Below are 15,013 nucleotides of genomic sequence, written 5' to 3' on the forward strand. Positions count from 1 at the left end.
GCCAGGGCGTCCCCATCCTGGCCGATCTCGCTTACCAGGGCGGCGGCCCATGGGTGACCACCGGCATCAAACGCAGACCCCTGCAGGAACTCACCCATACCGAGACGACCGTCAACCGAGCCCTGTCGACCGCCCGGGCACCGGTCGAACGCGGCGTCGCGCGCCTGAAGTCCTGGCGAATCTTCCGTAGATCCCGCTGCAGCCCCAACCGCATGACGTCAATCGCCAAAGCCATCCTCACTCTGGAGCGGCAACGCTGAAGAAGCTCACTGAGCGGTTTCCAACCTCAGCGCTTCAGCCGGATCCCCCTATCCCAGCACTGACCTGAGGCGGCATACGTCATGGCATCGTCCGTCCCCGCCTGCAGCTTGAGGGACACGGGTCTGGGGGTGGTCGTTGCTCGGATCAGGTGGGTGGCGTCCTTGGCAGGTCAGCCGGACAAGTCCCGGGTGGGGTCCGAGAAGGACACCGTTTCCAGTACCGCGGCGGTCATGTCGCAGATTTCTCCCCAGTACTCCATGGCGGCGGTGTCCAACGTGAAGATCGCTATGAAGCGTTGGGTCGGAAAGGGGATGAAGATTTGGATCTGGCCGGTGAGGAGCTTCGTCTCCTCGCCCGTCGCGGTTAGCTCAGCACCGATGGTGATCTCGCGGATGGAGATGTTGGACACAGCGGGCCCACAGGGCAACGTGATGCGGCGACTGTCATTTCCCGGGTCCCGGCCGAGAGATTGCCCGATCGCGCCTACAGCCTCGTCGGGGGTTGCGTATGGTGACTCGATAGCGCCGACGGTGAAGGAGAAGTGCACGACACCACCATTGTCGTCACTGAAAACCCCCATGGCGGAGTACGCCAGCCCGGCGTCCGCGAAGACCTCGGCGAGTCCGGCGTAGAAGGGCGCTGCCGACTCCCACAGGTGGGCGTCACCCTCGGGAAAGAGCTCACGGGCGAACTTGTCCGCAGCGGACAGTCGGGCACCTGGCTCGACGTCCACGGGCAGGGCGTGGAAACCCTCCGGTGCCACGAACCAGAGGGGAGGGATGGCCGGATCCTCGATGGCGGTCGGGATGCCGGATGGTGCCGTGCGGTTGATGCTCACGTTCATGCCTTGCTCGGTTCGATGTCTCCGGGAGCGGGTGTCGCGTCCCGGCCGGCGTCGTCCATCACGAAACCCCGCGTTTCGGAGACCACGTCCTTTCGGCAGCCGGAAAGCGTGAACTCCACCCGCACCAGGCCGCTCGGTAGTTTCGTGATGACGGGGTCTGCGGCATCCGCCGGCAGGGGCGACACGGCGCCGGAGAGCCGCTCGCGCTGTGCAGGCGAGAGTTCCGCTTCGGACAGACGACGGTGACTTCCTGACAGAAGCCCGACCAGTTCGACGGTGTAGAGAGAAGCGTTGGTCGTCAGCCTGGCCCACGAGCCGTCCTGGAAGACGATCTGGAAGTCCCTGTGGCCGATGCTGAAGCGTTTGAACGAAGCAGACGCGATACTTTCCGCAGGGGTCTCCCACAGCACCTTGCCGGACCCGACGACGAGCAGGCGCTGAGTGGTCAACACAACTTCGGTGACGTATCCATGTGGACGTCGGGAAGGGTCGAGTTGCCAGGGCAGAGTGCGTGCGATGTCGCCCGCGTCGGCCCACATCACGGGGAAATCAGCGACCTCATTCTCTCGGTCCTCAAGCTTCCCGCGTCCAGGCTCGGGGTCAATCGTGCTTCCGCCCAGGAGATCGGAGAGAATGCCCCCCGCCACGGCGAAGAGACCGGAAGTGACAGTTCGCACATGCCAGCCGATTCTGCCGGGCAGACGGCGAACCGCGAAGGCTTTCCCTTCCGGCCAGCCGGACAGTTCGGTCTCGATGTCGTTGCGCCGACGGTCGCGGAAAGAGCGCCGACCGGCCACGGTGGCTGCGGTTCCGGTCGCGAACGAAGCCGGGAAACGAGCCAGCGTCTCCTCGCCGGGCTGCGGTTTCCAATTCACAGCATCTCCGTCCTCGTCATGAGGCGACCGATTCCTGGAAGCGGTCGCCGGGATTGATCAGTTCGCCGATGTGCGTGGGAATCGACACCAGCTTAGGAGCGATCTTGAGGCCGGCGTCGATGCCGCGGCCCAGGTTGCTCATGGGATCGATGGACAGACGGCCGCGACTGGCCAGGTTGAGGCCTCGGGTTCCGAGCCACTGCCCATTGTGAACAGTCTGCTCGGCGACCAGCGTCATGCGCCCCATGAGACCTTCAGCCTTGATCAGACCGCCGTGCTTGAGACCCCACAGACCGATGGTCTTGCCTTTGACGGTGAAACTCGCGGCTCCCGCGACGTTGTCGCCGAACCCTACGAAGTTTCGTCCGATGGTCGTGACACCCCGGAACTTGCTGCCGAGTTGTGCCGCTCGTGCCGCCGCGACCGCGCCGTCCGCGACCTTGACTCCCTTGGCGAACGCGGTGATTCCCGGAATGGCCCCGAGCGCCTCGAGGCCGATGCTGAACCAGCTGACGTCTGCGCCGCCTGCCTTTGCCAGAAGGTGGCTGATCAGGGCGATGCCACTGGTCACAGCCGCGGCCGTGGCGAAGATGGCTCCCAGAGGTGGGAAGGGCATGGTGATGATGGCGAGCATGCCCAGAATGCCGCTCAGGTCTCCGACCAGGTCACCGATCGTCTTGAAGAGGTCGGCATTGTCATGGAGCCAGCCCTTGGCATCGTCCCAGATGCTGTCCTCGATGGCATCGTCGAGTTCGTCGCGGATCTTGCCCGCGTAATGTGAGGCACGCTCGTCGCGCTCGGACGTGATCCGGTTGAGTTGCAGCCGGTATTCGATGAGCGGATCGTGGTCGGTGCCGCTCGGAGAAGGGCTAGGTTCGCCCGGCCCCGGCTTGTTCGTCTCGGTCTTCTTCTTCTCGGCGTCCGCTTCGTCCTGCGCCTTCTTCGCGTTGGCCAGAACCTTGTCGGCCTGAATCTGGAAGCCCTCCAGCTCGCTGGCCCAGCTGGTCAGATAGCCGTGGACGTTCTCGTAGCGCTCGGCCACATCGCGGAGCTTCTTCTCCAGGCCTTCGGACTCGTCTCGCAGGGCACCGGCGTACTTGCCCTTCAGTTCGTCATCGTTGCCGATGCCGCGGAGAAGACGGGCCTGCTCACGCAGGGAGCTCGCGACGCCCTTCATCCGCTTGACCTCGGAACGCATCTCGTCCGGGTCTCCTGGAACGGGGTCGGACTCCGCAAGAGGATGCCAGTCGCGGGGCCGGGCCTTGGGAGCCGTTGTCACTTCTTCTTTTCCTTCTTGCGCAGTTCCTTGGCAAGCTCGGCGTCCAGGCCGGTGAACCCGTCGATGGTGGCCTTGATCAGCTTCCCTACGGTGTCGATGTGGGTGAGCAGGCTTTCGCGGTAGTCGTCCCAGTTGTCCACGAACTCGTCCATGGCGTCCGTGATGTCACCGCTGCCCCAGTGCTCGCGCATGTCGTCGCGGTGATTGCCCAGGTTCTTGAACTCCTTTTTGATTTTTCTGAGCCGGGACTCCGACTCCACAAGAAGGTCGACGTTCACCTTGAGGTCTGAGTCGTTCGCCACGCTTACTTCTCCGGCCGGGCTAGTGGTTCTGTGCTGACAGTGGGCCGTCAGCGGTTGACGGCTTGGATCTCCTGAACCGTCACGGCCTGGTCGCTGCCGAAGGTGCCATTGGGGAGGTCGCCGCCCGCGCCGCCGGTGCCCGTCCAGGCGATGTCCCAGGTGATGGTGGCCTTGAGGTTGTAGGTGCCGTTGCCGGAGGAGCGGAGGTACTTGATGCCGCACGGGGGTGTCTCGTCGGCCTTGCCCTTGGCGTAGGGCTCGCCGATGGAGTCGTCGGCGTTGATGACGCACTCGCCCGAGGCCGGGTAGGTCTCTGCGTCCTCGGTGCCCGGCTCCAGCTTGAGGGAGACCGGCTTGGCGGTGGTGGTGGCCTGGATGTTGAAGCCCGGGACGTTGATCGCCGCCGTGGCTTGGACTTCGTCGAAGACGGCCTTGTCGACCCAGGCCCAGGTCGGCAGGTTCACCTTGGTCTCCGTCTCGGGGGCGAGGCTGACCTCGGTGTCGGGCAACTGCATGTGCTGGTAGGCGAGCGCGGCGAGCATCTCCGGGTCGATGGCCTCTTCGTACCGGGCCGGCGGGGCCTCGCCGTTCTCCACCCAGAAGGGCAGGTCGGTGCACGAGGTGCGCTTGAGGTAGTCCGGCTCGTTGGGGTTCTCGACGCCGGCCCAGAACATGCCCTTGCCGTCGTTCTCGACGTTGTAGTCCTTGTAGCCAGGGCTTCCTTCCCAGCCGAACTCGTCCTCGTAGTGGCGCTTGGCCTGGCCCAGCGCCGAGCCCGCTGTCCCGCCCATGCCCGGTGTGCTCAGCTGGCGGTCGAGGTCCTCGGACATCTTCTTCTTGAAGTCCTTGGCGCCCAGGTACGGGGCGTACCAGCAGGGCGGGGGAGTCCAGTTGACGTCCGTGGACGTCACGTTTCCGGTGCTGCCGTCCTTGGCTACGGATCCGGAGTACTGGATGCGGGCGGCGGCGAAGATGCCGGTTCCGTCGCCACCGCCGGTCTGTTCCGTGTTGGCTCCCTGGCCGTTGCCCGTGGGTTCCACCGCGTGGGCCGGTTCCGTGAGAATGAGAGCGCCGAGGGTCAGGGCCAGAGCAGCCGTGCCTATACGGGAGGTGGAATGCCGTGCCCTGTTCACTGGCACTTCTCCGCCTTGCTCTCAACAAACACCTTGGATGCTTGCCAGAGGCCTTCACCCGTGGGGAACTTGACCATCACGATCCTGAAGTGGTCGAAGTCGGCGATGCTGGGCTTGCTCTTCAGGATTTTTCCGGTCTTGACTTCTTTGCCGTAGAACTTGCTCGAGTCCACACAGAACGCGACTTCCACGGAGTTGCCGTTCGGTGCGGACCGGGTGGTGTCCTGGTAGTGGCGCCGAGTGCCGGTCGCAGTCCAGCCGCCTTCGAGCCTGGCGTTGATCTGTGTTTTCGCGTACCTGAGCCCATCGCCCGTCGCGTAGGCCGTCACGGCCGCGTCCTTGGTCGTGCGCTTGTCGACGCCCCGGTAGATCGCCCGGATGAAGTTGGCGGCGTCGTCCATCGCAGCCGCTTCGTTCTTGTCCTTCGGCTTCTCCCAGTCGAAGACCAGGTTCATGTCCTTGGGCAGGGACACGTCGACGCCGTCGGGCCGGTCCTCCGCCGGTGCCGCCGGCGGGGTCGCCGACTCCTTCGGAGTCTTCTCCTCCTGGCCGGCGCCGGCGATCTTGTCGTTGTCGGCGGACTTGTCGTCCCCGCTGCCGCAGGCCGTCAACAGCAGTGCTGCCGTTGCTGTCAGTGCGACGGCAACGGGCAATGGGCGGCGCTCCACAGTGACTCCCCGTGAGACAGAAGTTCAGTCAAGAGGTCTGACGGTATCGGTGGGGTTCCGGGTTTCACCAGAGCGAACTTCCTCGAGAACAGGGGCAATCCGGGTTGTATGGGGGCTCGCGGCGGACTGGTTGTGTCCTGATCGTGCCAAACGGGGGCAGCCCCGGATCCCGCGGTGTGCGGATCCCGGGGCCACGGAGCTGAGGTATCTCGTTTCGCTAGTGCGGTGTCCTGCACCTCGGGTCCCATCGAGGTACGCGACCAGCTCGCCGCCGCGGCCGGGGCACGCGGCTCAACGGCAGAGCGGTCACCGCGGAACGCGGCGACGTAGCTGCACGGCCTGGCGGTTGGCCCTCCTGGTGGTGCGTCGCATGGTGCGTGAAAAGGACTCAGCAAACGTTGTCTGAGCGCACATCTGGCTGCGGGGCGCTTCGTTCGGCGCTGGCCGCTCATGGGATCATCTCGTCGCACGCTGACGACCTATCTCCGAGGACGAGCCTCATGCTGACCACGCGACGGAGGGCGGCCGTTGCTTCCCTCTTTGCTGCTTTCTCACTGTCCATGACCGGTTGCAGCAGCGACTCCGGCCACGGATCGGGGAACGACGAAATCGCAGGGGCGGAGACAGGGAAGGTCGGCCCCTCGACTCCGTCATCCTCTGAGCCCGCTGAGAAGAACGCGCCGAGCTTTGACTTTCCCAGGGACCTCAAGGTGGCGGTGGATCGGGAGTCGTCAGGTGACCCGGTCAAGGACGCCATCCTTCGGGACACGGCGTACGCGGCCCAGGCCCGCGTCGAGGCATTCGCCAGGAGTGAGAGCCGGACGGCCAACATGAGTCGCTACTTCGGAGCCAACGCCCTTTCCTTCTGGGTCGGCAGGGTCGAGGCCTTCAAGAAGGACGGGCTGACCGTGACGGGCGGCTACCGCTACTTCAACTTCGAGGTGACCGACGTCTCGGAAGGCACTGCGGCTGTTCGCTACTGCGAGGACCAGAGCAAGGCATTCAACAAGGAGATCAAGACGGGCAAGGTGCGCCGCACCAAGCCGAGTGACAAGAGCTTTGTCTTGTACACGGCCCAGGCCGCGCGAGGTGCAGCGGGTGACTGGCAGGTGACACAGCAGAGTTGGAAGAAGGGGGACCCTGCATGCGTGCAGCGGTAGGCGCGTTGCGGTCACGTCCGGCTGTTGGGACCGCAGCCGCAGTCAGCCTCGTTGTGCTGCTGGGTACGGGCAGCCCGGCCTACGCGGACGAGACGACAGGCGGTGACCAGACGACCACTCAACCAGACACAGGCTCCGGTCAGCCCGAGACCGACTCCGGCGCCGAATCCGGCAGCGGCTCCATCGGCGCCCACATCCGCCTCAACCAAAGCACTCCCCCTTCGAGTCGTTCCGCGGCCACCGCCACCGCCACCTCCGCGGACCCCGACTGGGAACCCCCGGTGTGCTGGTACGAGCCCATGTACACGCCGGAGGAGTACGAGGAGTTCATCAAGGGCGCGTATGGCGGCGCTCCGGGGGGAAGCCCGGCGGAGGGTTACGCGCAGAAGCGGGAGAAGGAGAAGTACCACAAGGGTGACGAAGGTCTGTGGTGGCAGGTTCAGTTTCCCGATGAGACCTACGACAGGGCCTGCCCTGTCACCACGGAGAACTGGGAGATCTGGGTCCCGCCCGCCGATCCGCAGCCGGATCCGAACAAGGTGACGCCCGAAGTTCTCTCACAACTGGCCCTCAACTCGACCAAGTTGCCCACGCCGCCGGTCGAGTTGCGACCGCGCGCCGACCGCCTGCTCGTGAACCTCGGTACGCGGGTGGCGTTCGAGGGCGATCTCGACCGCGTGTGGACGACCGCCAGCCTCGACTACAAGGGCGTTCAGCTCGCCGCGACCACCGTCGCCACCCCCGTGGCGCTCAAGGTCGACGCCGGCACCGCCGACGCCGACCCGCGGAGCTGCACTTACGACCTGGTCAAGGGCAAGGACGGCTACACGGCCGACAGCGAGGACGCCGGTTGCAACGTCACGTACCTCCGTGCGTCGGGCGACGGCACCTACCCCTTCAAGGCGTCCATCACCTGGCAGGTGACGTGGACCGACTCGGCCGACCCTGACGGGCCGCCGCGGCAGCCAGGTCTGCCTGACGGGTTGTCCACGTTCGAGCAGGATGTGACCGTCAAGGAGGCCCAGGCCGTGAACCGGGCGAGTGGCGTCAACCGTGGCTGAAGGAGCTGTTCGGGCTCGGCGGGGCGGTCCCGGGGTCGGGTGGCGAGCCGACGTCGTTCGGTGGTCGGTGTTCAACGTCGTCTGCGCCGGGAGCTCGTGGGGACTCGCCTGGCTCGGCCCTGTCGTGCCGTTGTGGGCGCCGGCGCGAGGGGTGGCTCTGCTCCTCGCCGTTCTCGTGCTGCCGCTGGCGACGGCTCTGGTGCCGGTTCTGTGTCTGCGGAGGGTCCCGCGCAGGCAACGGAAGGTCGCCTGGCAGCTGCTCGTTCCGCTGGTCGCGGGGGTGGCGTTGGGCTTGTTCGGAACCTCTGCCGGCGACAGCGCCGCCCTGGCGGAGCGGGGAGAGTGGGCCGACGCCGTGGTCGTGACAAGGACGACAGCGGGACCAACCACTGCGACCTGCGCACGGTTGGTGGACGGGAGATCTCTCCCTCGCTGACGGAAGGCGATGGCTGCGAGAACTGGGTGGAGACGGGTGACACCTTGCGCGTTCGGTATGACCCCGTCGGCGTCGCCAGTCCCACCACTGATCGGGATGACAGCTCGAACGCCGGGCTTCTCGCGGTGCTGTTCCTGAGCTCCGCGGCGACGGGCACCTGGGGTGGTGTGCGGCAGAACCGGTGGGACAGGGAGTACGTGCCGGCCTGAGCCCTGTAGCTCAGTGCAGGGCTGCCCTCGGCACGGGGATCTGCCCGAAGTCGTATCGAGTGCCCGGGTGGGGGGCCGCGCCGGACGTTCCCGCGACGGCGGGAGTGGCGGTCGCGAAGACGGCCGTGAGCCCGCAGAGGGCGAGCAGCAGACGGAACGGACCGCGCCGTCCGCCGCCCAACTCCTCTGTGTGCGCCGCGTATGCGCTGTACGACGTGACTGCTCTCACCGGTGAGCCCCCCCCCGCGGTCCGATCGCTGTCCGCGCGGCACTCTACTAAGGCGTTCGCGAGTGCTACATACTCAGCCCAGCTTCGCGTTCTGCGCCTTCACCACCGCCGCCGGGAGCTTCGCGTCGCCCGGCCGGTCCTGGATCATGGCCATGCCGTCGGCGGCGAAGTAGACGGCCACGACGTCGTCGCTGCGGACGGCCTGCGCGTGCACGGTGTGGGTGATGCCGCGGAAGGGCGTCGTGGCGCGGAACGCGAGCGACTCGTCCCCACCCCGCGCGACCGGCTTCTCGGCGGTGACGGAGTCGTACGGGGTCGCGACCCTCGCCTTCGCCGTGAAGCCGCCGCCGCAGGCCCCGACGCCCTCGGACAGCCCGGCGAACGCCGACTTGGCCTTGTCCGGGGTGTCGTAGGTCATGAGGGTGATGTACGTGAACCTGCGGTTCTCCGGGATGTGGTGGGTCAGGTCGGCCCGGGAGCCGTCGAGGGCCAACTGGTTCATCGCGAGGGCCAGCGGGGTGCACGCGGGCTTGTCGGTCGTGACGTCGCCGGGGGACTTGGCGAAGAGGTACTTCTCGTCCTGCTTGGAGGGGGGCTTGACCTCCGTGCCGGGCACGTCCGCCTCGGTGATCACGAGCTTCGCCAGCCGCTCCGCCGGGGTCTCCCGGTCTGCCGGGGAAGCGGCGGCCTTCGGCTTGTCGGCTGCCGGCTCGGAGCCGCCGCCGCACGCGGTGAGCGCGGTGAGGGACAGCAGGGACGCGGCGCAGACGGCGAGCGGGGCACGCTTCATGGAGAGGAATCCTCGGAAGTGGTGGGTGGGGGGAGGGAAACGGCATCCTGATGCCGGACGCCGCCGCACTCTACTCAACCCACGGCCGACGCCCCCGCCGGGCGGTGAACCGCCGTTGCCACGGCCCGGCTTCGTGAGCGAATCGTGCAGGCATGATGGCCGAGAGGTGTCGAACGCCTCAGACCCCGTGTCCGCGCGCTGCGGCGGCCGATTCGCACCAGCACAGCCGTCCTGCCCTTCGCGCCCCCTGTTCAACGGGCCTGTGGGAAAAGGGCGTTGCGGAAGAGTAACGGCTGGCCGATGCGTTCCCCGAGTTCGGACGCGCCTTGAGGGGCTTATGTGCGGCTGATACGGTGCCATGGCTTGACACTCACTTCGGCGCTGGCTATCCGGCCAGCTCAGGCACTGTTCAGCGGGCCGAGAAGTGCTGAGTGTCCCATTTAGTAGATAACTTCTTGGGTGTACGGGGAGCGGTTGCGTGAAGATCCAAGAGCGTACGGGGGCGGGCGCAGGGCGTTCCGTCGCTCCGGCTCAGCCGTCGGTCGGTGACCGCCTTCCCACACCGCCTCGCGAGCGCAAACCCGCTCTGGCCGCGCTCGCCGTGCTGCTCATCCTCGTCGGCGCGCTGGGCGCGACGATGCTCGTGCTCCAGGCCGGTGACCGGATCGAGGTCGTCAAGGTGACGAACGAGGTCCAGGCCGGGGAGTCCCTCAAGGACAGCGACGTGACCTCAGTCATGGTCGCCGAGGACGAAAGCATCCACTACGTCGAGTGGAGGCAGCTGAAGACCATCCAGACCTACAAGGCCAAGTCCACGATCTACCCGGGGACTCTCGCGGTCGGTGAGATGTTCGCCAAAAAGGCGACCCTCCCCGCCGGCAAGGCCGCCGTCGGCCTCGCCCTCAAGGAGGGCCAGTACCCGTCCGGCATCAAGGCCGGTGACGTCGTCTCCGCCTACCGCGTCGGCACGAGCGGCGCCGGCTCGAACAGCTCCGACGACAACACCGGTTCGAGCGGCACCTCGTCCTCCGGCGGCGGCATCGTCGACAACGCGCGCGTCAACGCCGTCGAGGACGACAGCGACGCCACCGTGAGCACGGGCAACCTCTCGCTCACCCTCCTTGTCGACCAGGCCGACGCGGCCGCCCTCGCCTCGGCGGCGGCAGCGGGCGAGGTCGCCATCGTGCACGTCCCCGGCAACTAGAAGGCGGCACCCACCCCATGGCGCTCATCGCTCTCGCCGCCGACAAGGGTTCCCCCGGCGTCACCACCGCGGCCGTCGCCCTCGCGGCGGTCTGGCCGCGGCGTGTCCTGCTCGCCGAGACGGACCCGGCGGGCGGTGACCTCGTCTACCGCAGCGCGGCCGCGCACGGCGGACCGCTCAACCCCAACACCGGCATGCTGTCCATCGCCGCGACCGCGCGCCGCGGCCTGGTGCCGGACCAGCTCTGGGACCACGTCCAGCCGCTCAGCGGAGGTCTTGAGGTCCTCGTCGGGCTCGGCATCGCCGAACAGGCCGCCGGACTCGCGGGGTTGTGGCCCACTCTCGGGCACGCCTTCGCCTCCCTCGCCGACTCCCCGCACGCCGCGGCCGACGTCATCGCCGACTGCGGACGCATCAGCGGGGACACCCCCGCCGTCGAACTGTTCCCGCACGCCTCGCTCGTGCTGCTGCTCTCGCGCACCGAGCCGGAGGCGATCGCGCGGGTGCGTGACCGCGCAGCCGCGCTGGCGGGCAAGCTGCACGGCGGGCCGCGCGGCGCCGCGAGCCTCGCCAACCCGGTCATCGGCGTCGTCCTGATCGCGGACACCGGCACCGCCGGCAAGCTCGCCTCGCAGGTCAACGACATGCTCGTGCACGCCCAGACCGGAGCCCGCGTGGTCGGCACCATCGCCGACGACCCGGCCGGCGCCGACCAGCTGGCCGGCCGCAAGCGCGGCCGCCTCGACAAGTCGCTGCTGATCCGCTCCGCCCGCAAGGTCGCGGCCGACATCCACCAGCAGTACGGCGCCGCCTGGGCCGCCTCCGCCCAGGCGAACCAGGCCCACCACGCCCAGCAGGCCCAGCACGCTCAGCAGGTCCCGCACCAGCACCAGCAGCCCGGCCGGACGCAGGGCCACGCGGGGGCCGGCACATGACCGCTGTCGACCACCAGTTGGTCAAGCGGTTCCGCCAGGACGCCGGCGACCGCATCGCCGAACAGCGCCGGCAGGACCAGATCAGCAACGTCACTCCGATGTCCACGGAGGACGAACGGCAGTACGCGCGTGCCGTCATAGCCCAGATCCTGGAGGAGCACGCCCGCGCCGAGATCAACGCGGGCCGTACGCCGCTGGACGCCGAGACCGAGGAGCAGTACGCGGCCGCCGTGCACGCGGCCCTGTTCGGCGTCGGCCGGCTCCAGCCGCTGCTGGACAACCCCGAGGTCGAGAACATCGACATCAACGGCTGCGACCAGGTCTTCGTCGGCTACGCCGACGGCCGCGAGGTGAAGGGCGACCCGGTCGCCGAGAGCGACGAGGAGCTCATCGAGCTCATCCAGGTGCTCGGCGCCTACTCGGGCCTGTCCTCCCGGCCGTTCGACTCGGCCAACCCGCAGCTCGACCTGCGGCTGCCCGACGGTTCGCGACTGTCGGCCGTCATGGACGTGGCACGGCGCCCGGCGCTGTCCATCCGCCGTGCGCGCATGGGCAAGGTGTTCATCTCCGACCTCGTCGGCAACGGCACGCTGTCCCCCGAGGTCGCCCACTTCCTGGCCTGCGCGGTCCGCGCCCGCAAGAACATCATGATCGCCGGCGCCACCAACGCCGGTAAGACGACGCTGCTGCGCGCCCTCGCCAACGAGATCCCGCCGCACGAGCGCCTCATCACCGTCGAGCGGGCCCTGGAACTGGGTCTCGACACCTTCCCCGACCTGCACCCCAACGTGGTCGCGTTCGAGGAGCGCCTGCCCAACTCCGAGGGCCAGGGCGCCATCTCGATGGCCGAGCTGGTGCGGCGCTCGCTGCGCATGAACCCCTCCCGCGTCATCGTCGGTGAGGTCCTCGGCGACGAGATCGTCACCATGCTCAACGCCATGTCGCAGGGCAACGACGGCTCGCTGTCCACGATCCACGCCAACAGCTCCAGCGAGGTGTTCAACCGTATCTCCACGTACGCGTTGCAGGCCTCCGAGCGGCTGCCCATCGAGGCCAGCCAGATGCTGATCGCGGGCGCCGTGAACTTCGTCGTCTTCATCCAGCGGCGCAACGACTTCGGCAACGGCGGCCGGCTCCAGCGCATGGTCACCTCCGTCCGCGAGGTCAACGGCGTCGACGGGCGCGTGCTGTCCAGCGAGGTCTTCGCCGAGGCGCCCGACGGCCGGATCGTGCCGCACGCCCCCATCGCCTGCCTGGAGGAACTGATGGCACACGGCTACCGGCCGACCGGGACCTGGGGGTGAGCCGGGGGTGAACACGACGACTCTCGCCGCGCTCGGCTCCCTCGGTTCCATGGGCGGCCTGTTCTCCACCACCGTCCTGTACTCGATCGGCAGCGGCATCGCCGTCGGCGGCGGCCTCGCCCTGCTCCTAGTCGCCGTACGCGGACTGCCCGCCAAGCCCGACCACGAGAAGCAGAAGGCCGCCCAGCGGGCGAGCGAGCTGATCCGTTTCGCGGGCCGGCGCGGCTCCCTCGCCGCGATCGTCGGCCTCGTCGTGCTGCTGCTGACGCGCTGGGCCGTCGCGGGCATCGCCGCCGGCGTCCTCGTCTTCTTCTGGGACCGCCTGTTCGGCGGAGCCGGTGAGGAACGCGCCGCCATGCGCCGGGTGGAGGCCCTCGCCTCCTGGACGGAGTCCCTGCGCGACACCATCGCCGGCGCCGTCGGCCTGGAGCAGGCCATCCCGGCCTCCGCCCGTGCCGCCGCCCCGGTCCTGCGCCCCCACCTCGACGCCCTCGTCGACCGGCTGCGCGCCCGCACCCCGCTGCCCGAGGCGCTGCAGCACCTCGCCGACGAGATCGACGACGCCTCCGCCGACATCATCGTCGCGGCCCTCATCCTCAACGCCCGGCTGCGCGGCCCCGGTCTGCGCCAGGTGCTGGGCGCCCTCGCCAAGTCCGCGCGCGAAGAGGTCGACATGCGCCAGCGCGTGATGGCGCAGCGCGCCTCGACCCGGCGCTCGGTGCAGATCGTCGTCGCGGTCTCCATCGCCTTCGTCCTCGGCCTGTCGATCTTCAACCGCGACTTCGTCGAGCCGTACGGCACAGCGGTCGGCCAGCTCGTCCTCGCCTGTGTCTGCGGCCTGTTCGCGCTCGGCTTCTGGTGGCTGCGCAAGCTGTCCACCATCGAGACGCCCGAGCGCTTCCTGGTCCGCGACCAGGCGGGCGTCCAGTTCGTCCGTCCCAGGACGCCGTCGCAGCAGCAGGCCCCGCAGCCCTCCCCGCAGCGGCTGCCGCAGGAAGAGGGGGCACGCTGATGAACCTCACGATGCCGCTCGTCGTCGGCGCCGTCATCGGACTGGGCCTGTACGCCCTGGTCCGCGCCCTCATGCCGAGCAAGCGGAGCGCCATCTCGCAGGTCGCCCGGATCGACGCGATGCGGGCCCGCGGCTCGGCGTACGAGTCGGCGCGCACCCAGCGGGAGACCGGGCGCTTCGGCTCGCTGCGGGCCGAAGTGGGCGCGCGGGTCTCGGAGTTCTACCTCCAGCAGGGCTGGGAGCAGCGCTCGCTGCGCGCGGACCTGGCGGTGCTGGACCGCAGCTGGGAGAAGTTCCTGGCGACGAAGGTGCTGCTGGGTGTGGCGGGTCTGTTCTTCGGCCCGTTCCTGTTCGCGATCGTCTGGACGCTGGGCGTGGGCAGCAGCCCCGTCATCCCGGTGTGGATGGCGCTGCTCTGCGCGGTGGTCTTCTTCTTCCTGCCGGACCTGGAGGTACGGCGGGACGCGGCCGAGAAGCGGCGCGACCTGAGGCGGGTGATCGGCGCCTACCTCGACCTGGTGTCGATGAGCCTGGCCGGCGGACGCGGTCTGCCCGAGGCGCTGATGGCGGCGGCCGAGGTGTCCGACGGCTGGGCCAACCAGCGCATCAAGAACGCCCTGGCCGACGCCCGCATCACCGGCGTCAGCCAGTGGCAGGCGCTCGGCGCGCTCGGCGAGGAGATCGGCGTGGAGGAACTGAAGGACCTCTCCGCCTCCCTGGCCCTGGTTGCGGACGACGGCGCGAAGGTCCGTGAGTCCCTCGCCTCCCGCGCCGAGACCATGCGGCACCGCGAACTCGCCGAGATCGAGGGCAGCGCGGGCGAGAAGTCCCAGTCGATGCTCGTGGCACAGCTGCTGCTGTGCGCCGGGTTCCTGGTGTTCCTGATCTTTCCGGCGGCGATGCGGGTGTTCCAGGTGCAGTGAGCCGCGCATGAGCCTTGCAGTGAGCGACCTCCACAACTCCAGAACCTCGTGATCCGAATCTGAAAGGACAAGACGTCATGAACGGACGCACCTTCCACACCGGCATCCCTGCCGTGGACTTCCTCGTCACCTTCCTGCGGGCCCGCACCGAGCGCGCCCGCTCCGGCGAGCTGGACCGCGGTGCCTCCGCGGTCGAGTGGGTCATCATCTCCGCGGTCGTCGTGGCGATCGTCGGCGTGGTGGCCGCCATCATCAACGCCGCGCTGAGCGAGGGCGCCAACAAGGTCGGCGACTGCATCAAGGGCGCCGACGCGGGCAAGACCTGCTGATCTCCGCGGGATCGACAGGACTACGGGACTACGGGACTACGGGGCAACGGGGTCAGGGG

The 15,013-nt window shown here is 68.2% G+C and carries 18 protein-coding genes; 10 read left to right on the forward strand and 8 right to left on the reverse strand.

The window, feature by feature from the left end; all coding sequences use genetic code 11:
- Positions 1-260, forward strand: a 260-nt coding sequence (locus tag ABZY20_RS19615; protein ID WP_356442787.1) for a transposase family protein, incomplete at its 5' end; no start/stop codon positions are given.
- A 170-nt stretch (positions 261-430) separates the two neighbouring features.
- On the opposite strand, the gene ABZY20_RS19620 is transcribed toward ABZY20_RS19615, so the two are convergent.
- From ABZY20_RS19620 to ABZY20_RS19645, 6 genes are read right to left on the reverse strand one after another with little or no spacing between them, the layout of a single operon-like run.
- On the reverse strand, positions 431-1,105 hold the full coding sequence (locus tag ABZY20_RS19620) for a hypothetical protein (protein ID WP_356442788.1): 675 nt from the start codon (positions 1,103-1,105) through the stop codon (positions 431-433).
- The gene (locus ABZY20_RS19625) at positions 1,102-1,980 is read right to left on the reverse strand and encodes a hypothetical protein (RefSeq protein ID WP_356442789.1); all 879 of its coding nucleotides are present in this window, start codon (positions 1,978-1,980) and stop codon (positions 1,102-1,104) included. Before ABZY20_RS19625 ends, ABZY20_RS19620 begins: the two co-directional genes overlap by 4 nt.
- Positions 1,981-1,996: 16 nt before the next feature.
- Positions 1,997-3,259, reverse strand: coding sequence for a putative T7SS-secreted protein (locus tag ABZY20_RS19630; protein ID WP_356442790.1), 1,263 nt, complete (start codon positions 3,257-3,259; stop codon positions 1,997-1,999).
- Positions 3,256-3,561 (reverse strand): hypothetical protein, encoded by a 306-nt coding sequence (locus ABZY20_RS19635; RefSeq protein WP_356442791.1) that lies wholly within the window; start codon positions 3,559-3,561, stop codon positions 3,256-3,258. The genes ABZY20_RS19630 and ABZY20_RS19635 overlap by 4 nt, the downstream gene beginning before the upstream one ends.
- A gap of 47 nt (positions 3,562-3,608) precedes the next feature.
- On the reverse strand, positions 3,609-4,694 hold the full coding sequence (locus ABZY20_RS19640) for a hypothetical protein (RefSeq protein WP_356442792.1): 1,086 nt from the start codon (positions 4,692-4,694) through the stop codon (positions 3,609-3,611).
- The gene (locus ABZY20_RS19645; protein WP_356442793.1) at positions 4,691-5,362 is read right to left on the reverse strand and encodes a hypothetical protein; all 672 of its coding nucleotides are present in this window, start codon (positions 5,360-5,362) and stop codon (positions 4,691-4,693) included. The genes ABZY20_RS19640 and ABZY20_RS19645 overlap by 4 nt, the downstream gene beginning before the upstream one ends.
- 500 nt (positions 5,363-5,862) lie before the next feature.
- Here ABZY20_RS19645 and ABZY20_RS19650 point away from each other — a divergent pair, with 500 nt between their 5' ends.
- From ABZY20_RS19650 to ABZY20_RS19660, 3 genes are all read left to right on the forward strand, one after another.
- Positions 5,863-6,522 carry a hypothetical protein gene (locus tag ABZY20_RS19650; RefSeq protein ID WP_356442794.1) on the forward strand — a complete coding sequence of 220 codons (660 nt, stop codon included), beginning with the start codon at positions 5,863-5,865 and terminating at the stop codon, positions 6,520-6,522.
- Positions 6,507-7,583, forward strand: a complete 1,077-nt coding sequence (locus ABZY20_RS19655) for a hypothetical protein (RefSeq protein ID WP_356442795.1) — start codon at positions 6,507-6,509, stop codon at positions 7,581-7,583. The genes ABZY20_RS19650 and ABZY20_RS19655 overlap by 16 nt, the downstream gene beginning before the upstream one ends.
- A gap of 342 nt (positions 7,584-7,925) precedes the next feature.
- On the forward strand, positions 7,926-8,228 hold the full coding sequence (locus ABZY20_RS19660; RefSeq protein ID WP_356442796.1) for a hypothetical protein: 303 nt from the start codon (positions 7,926-7,928) through the stop codon (positions 8,226-8,228).
- Positions 8,229-8,238: 10 nt separating this feature from the next.
- On the opposite strand, the gene ABZY20_RS19665 is transcribed toward ABZY20_RS19660, so the two are convergent.
- Positions 8,239-8,457: a hypothetical protein gene (locus tag ABZY20_RS19665; RefSeq protein ID WP_356442797.1), complete on the reverse strand. Its 219-nt coding sequence runs from the start codon at positions 8,455-8,457 to the stop codon at positions 8,239-8,241.
- 73 nt (positions 8,458-8,530) lie between these two features.
- Positions 8,531-9,247, reverse strand: a complete 717-nt coding sequence (locus ABZY20_RS19670) for a sensor domain-containing protein (protein ID WP_356442798.1) — start codon at positions 9,245-9,247, stop codon at positions 8,531-8,533.
- Between the two features lie 478 nt (positions 9,248-9,725).
- On the opposite strand from ABZY20_RS19670, the gene ABZY20_RS19675 reads away from it, so the two are divergent.
- From ABZY20_RS19675 to ABZY20_RS19700, 6 genes are all read left to right on the forward strand, one after another.
- On the forward strand, positions 9,726-10,451 hold the full coding sequence (locus ABZY20_RS19675) for a hypothetical protein (protein WP_356442799.1): 726 nt from the start codon (positions 9,726-9,728) through the stop codon (positions 10,449-10,451).
- Positions 10,452-10,468: 17 nt separating this feature from the next.
- A complete protein-coding gene (locus ABZY20_RS19680) occupies positions 10,469-11,386 on the forward strand; it encodes a hypothetical protein (protein WP_356442800.1) in 918 nt (305 codons plus the stop codon).
- Positions 11,383-12,690 (forward strand): ATPase, T2SS/T4P/T4SS family, encoded by a 1,308-nt coding sequence (locus tag ABZY20_RS19685; protein ID WP_356442801.1) that lies wholly within the window; start codon positions 11,383-11,385, stop codon positions 12,688-12,690. The genes ABZY20_RS19680 and ABZY20_RS19685 overlap by 4 nt, the downstream gene beginning before the upstream one ends.
- Before the next feature lie 49 nt (positions 12,691-12,739).
- A complete protein-coding gene (locus ABZY20_RS19690; protein WP_356443000.1) occupies positions 12,740-13,702 on the forward strand; it encodes a type II secretion system F family protein in 963 nt (320 codons plus the stop codon).
- Positions 13,702-14,625 (forward strand): type II secretion system F family protein, encoded by a 924-nt coding sequence (locus tag ABZY20_RS19695; RefSeq protein WP_356442802.1) that lies wholly within the window; start codon positions 13,702-13,704, stop codon positions 14,623-14,625. The genes ABZY20_RS19690 and ABZY20_RS19695 overlap by 1 nt, the downstream gene beginning before the upstream one ends.
- A gap of 77 nt (positions 14,626-14,702) precedes the next feature.
- Positions 14,703-14,954, forward strand: coding sequence for a hypothetical protein (locus ABZY20_RS19700; RefSeq protein WP_283973369.1), 252 nt, complete (start codon positions 14,703-14,705; stop codon positions 14,952-14,954).
- Positions 14,955-15,013: the final 59 nt, after the last annotated feature.

It is taken from the genome of Streptomyces sp. NPDC006624, from assembly GCF_040611555.1.
In the GTDB taxonomy this organism is placed as follows: Bacteria; Actinomycetota; Actinomycetes; order Streptomycetales; family Streptomycetaceae; genus Streptomyces.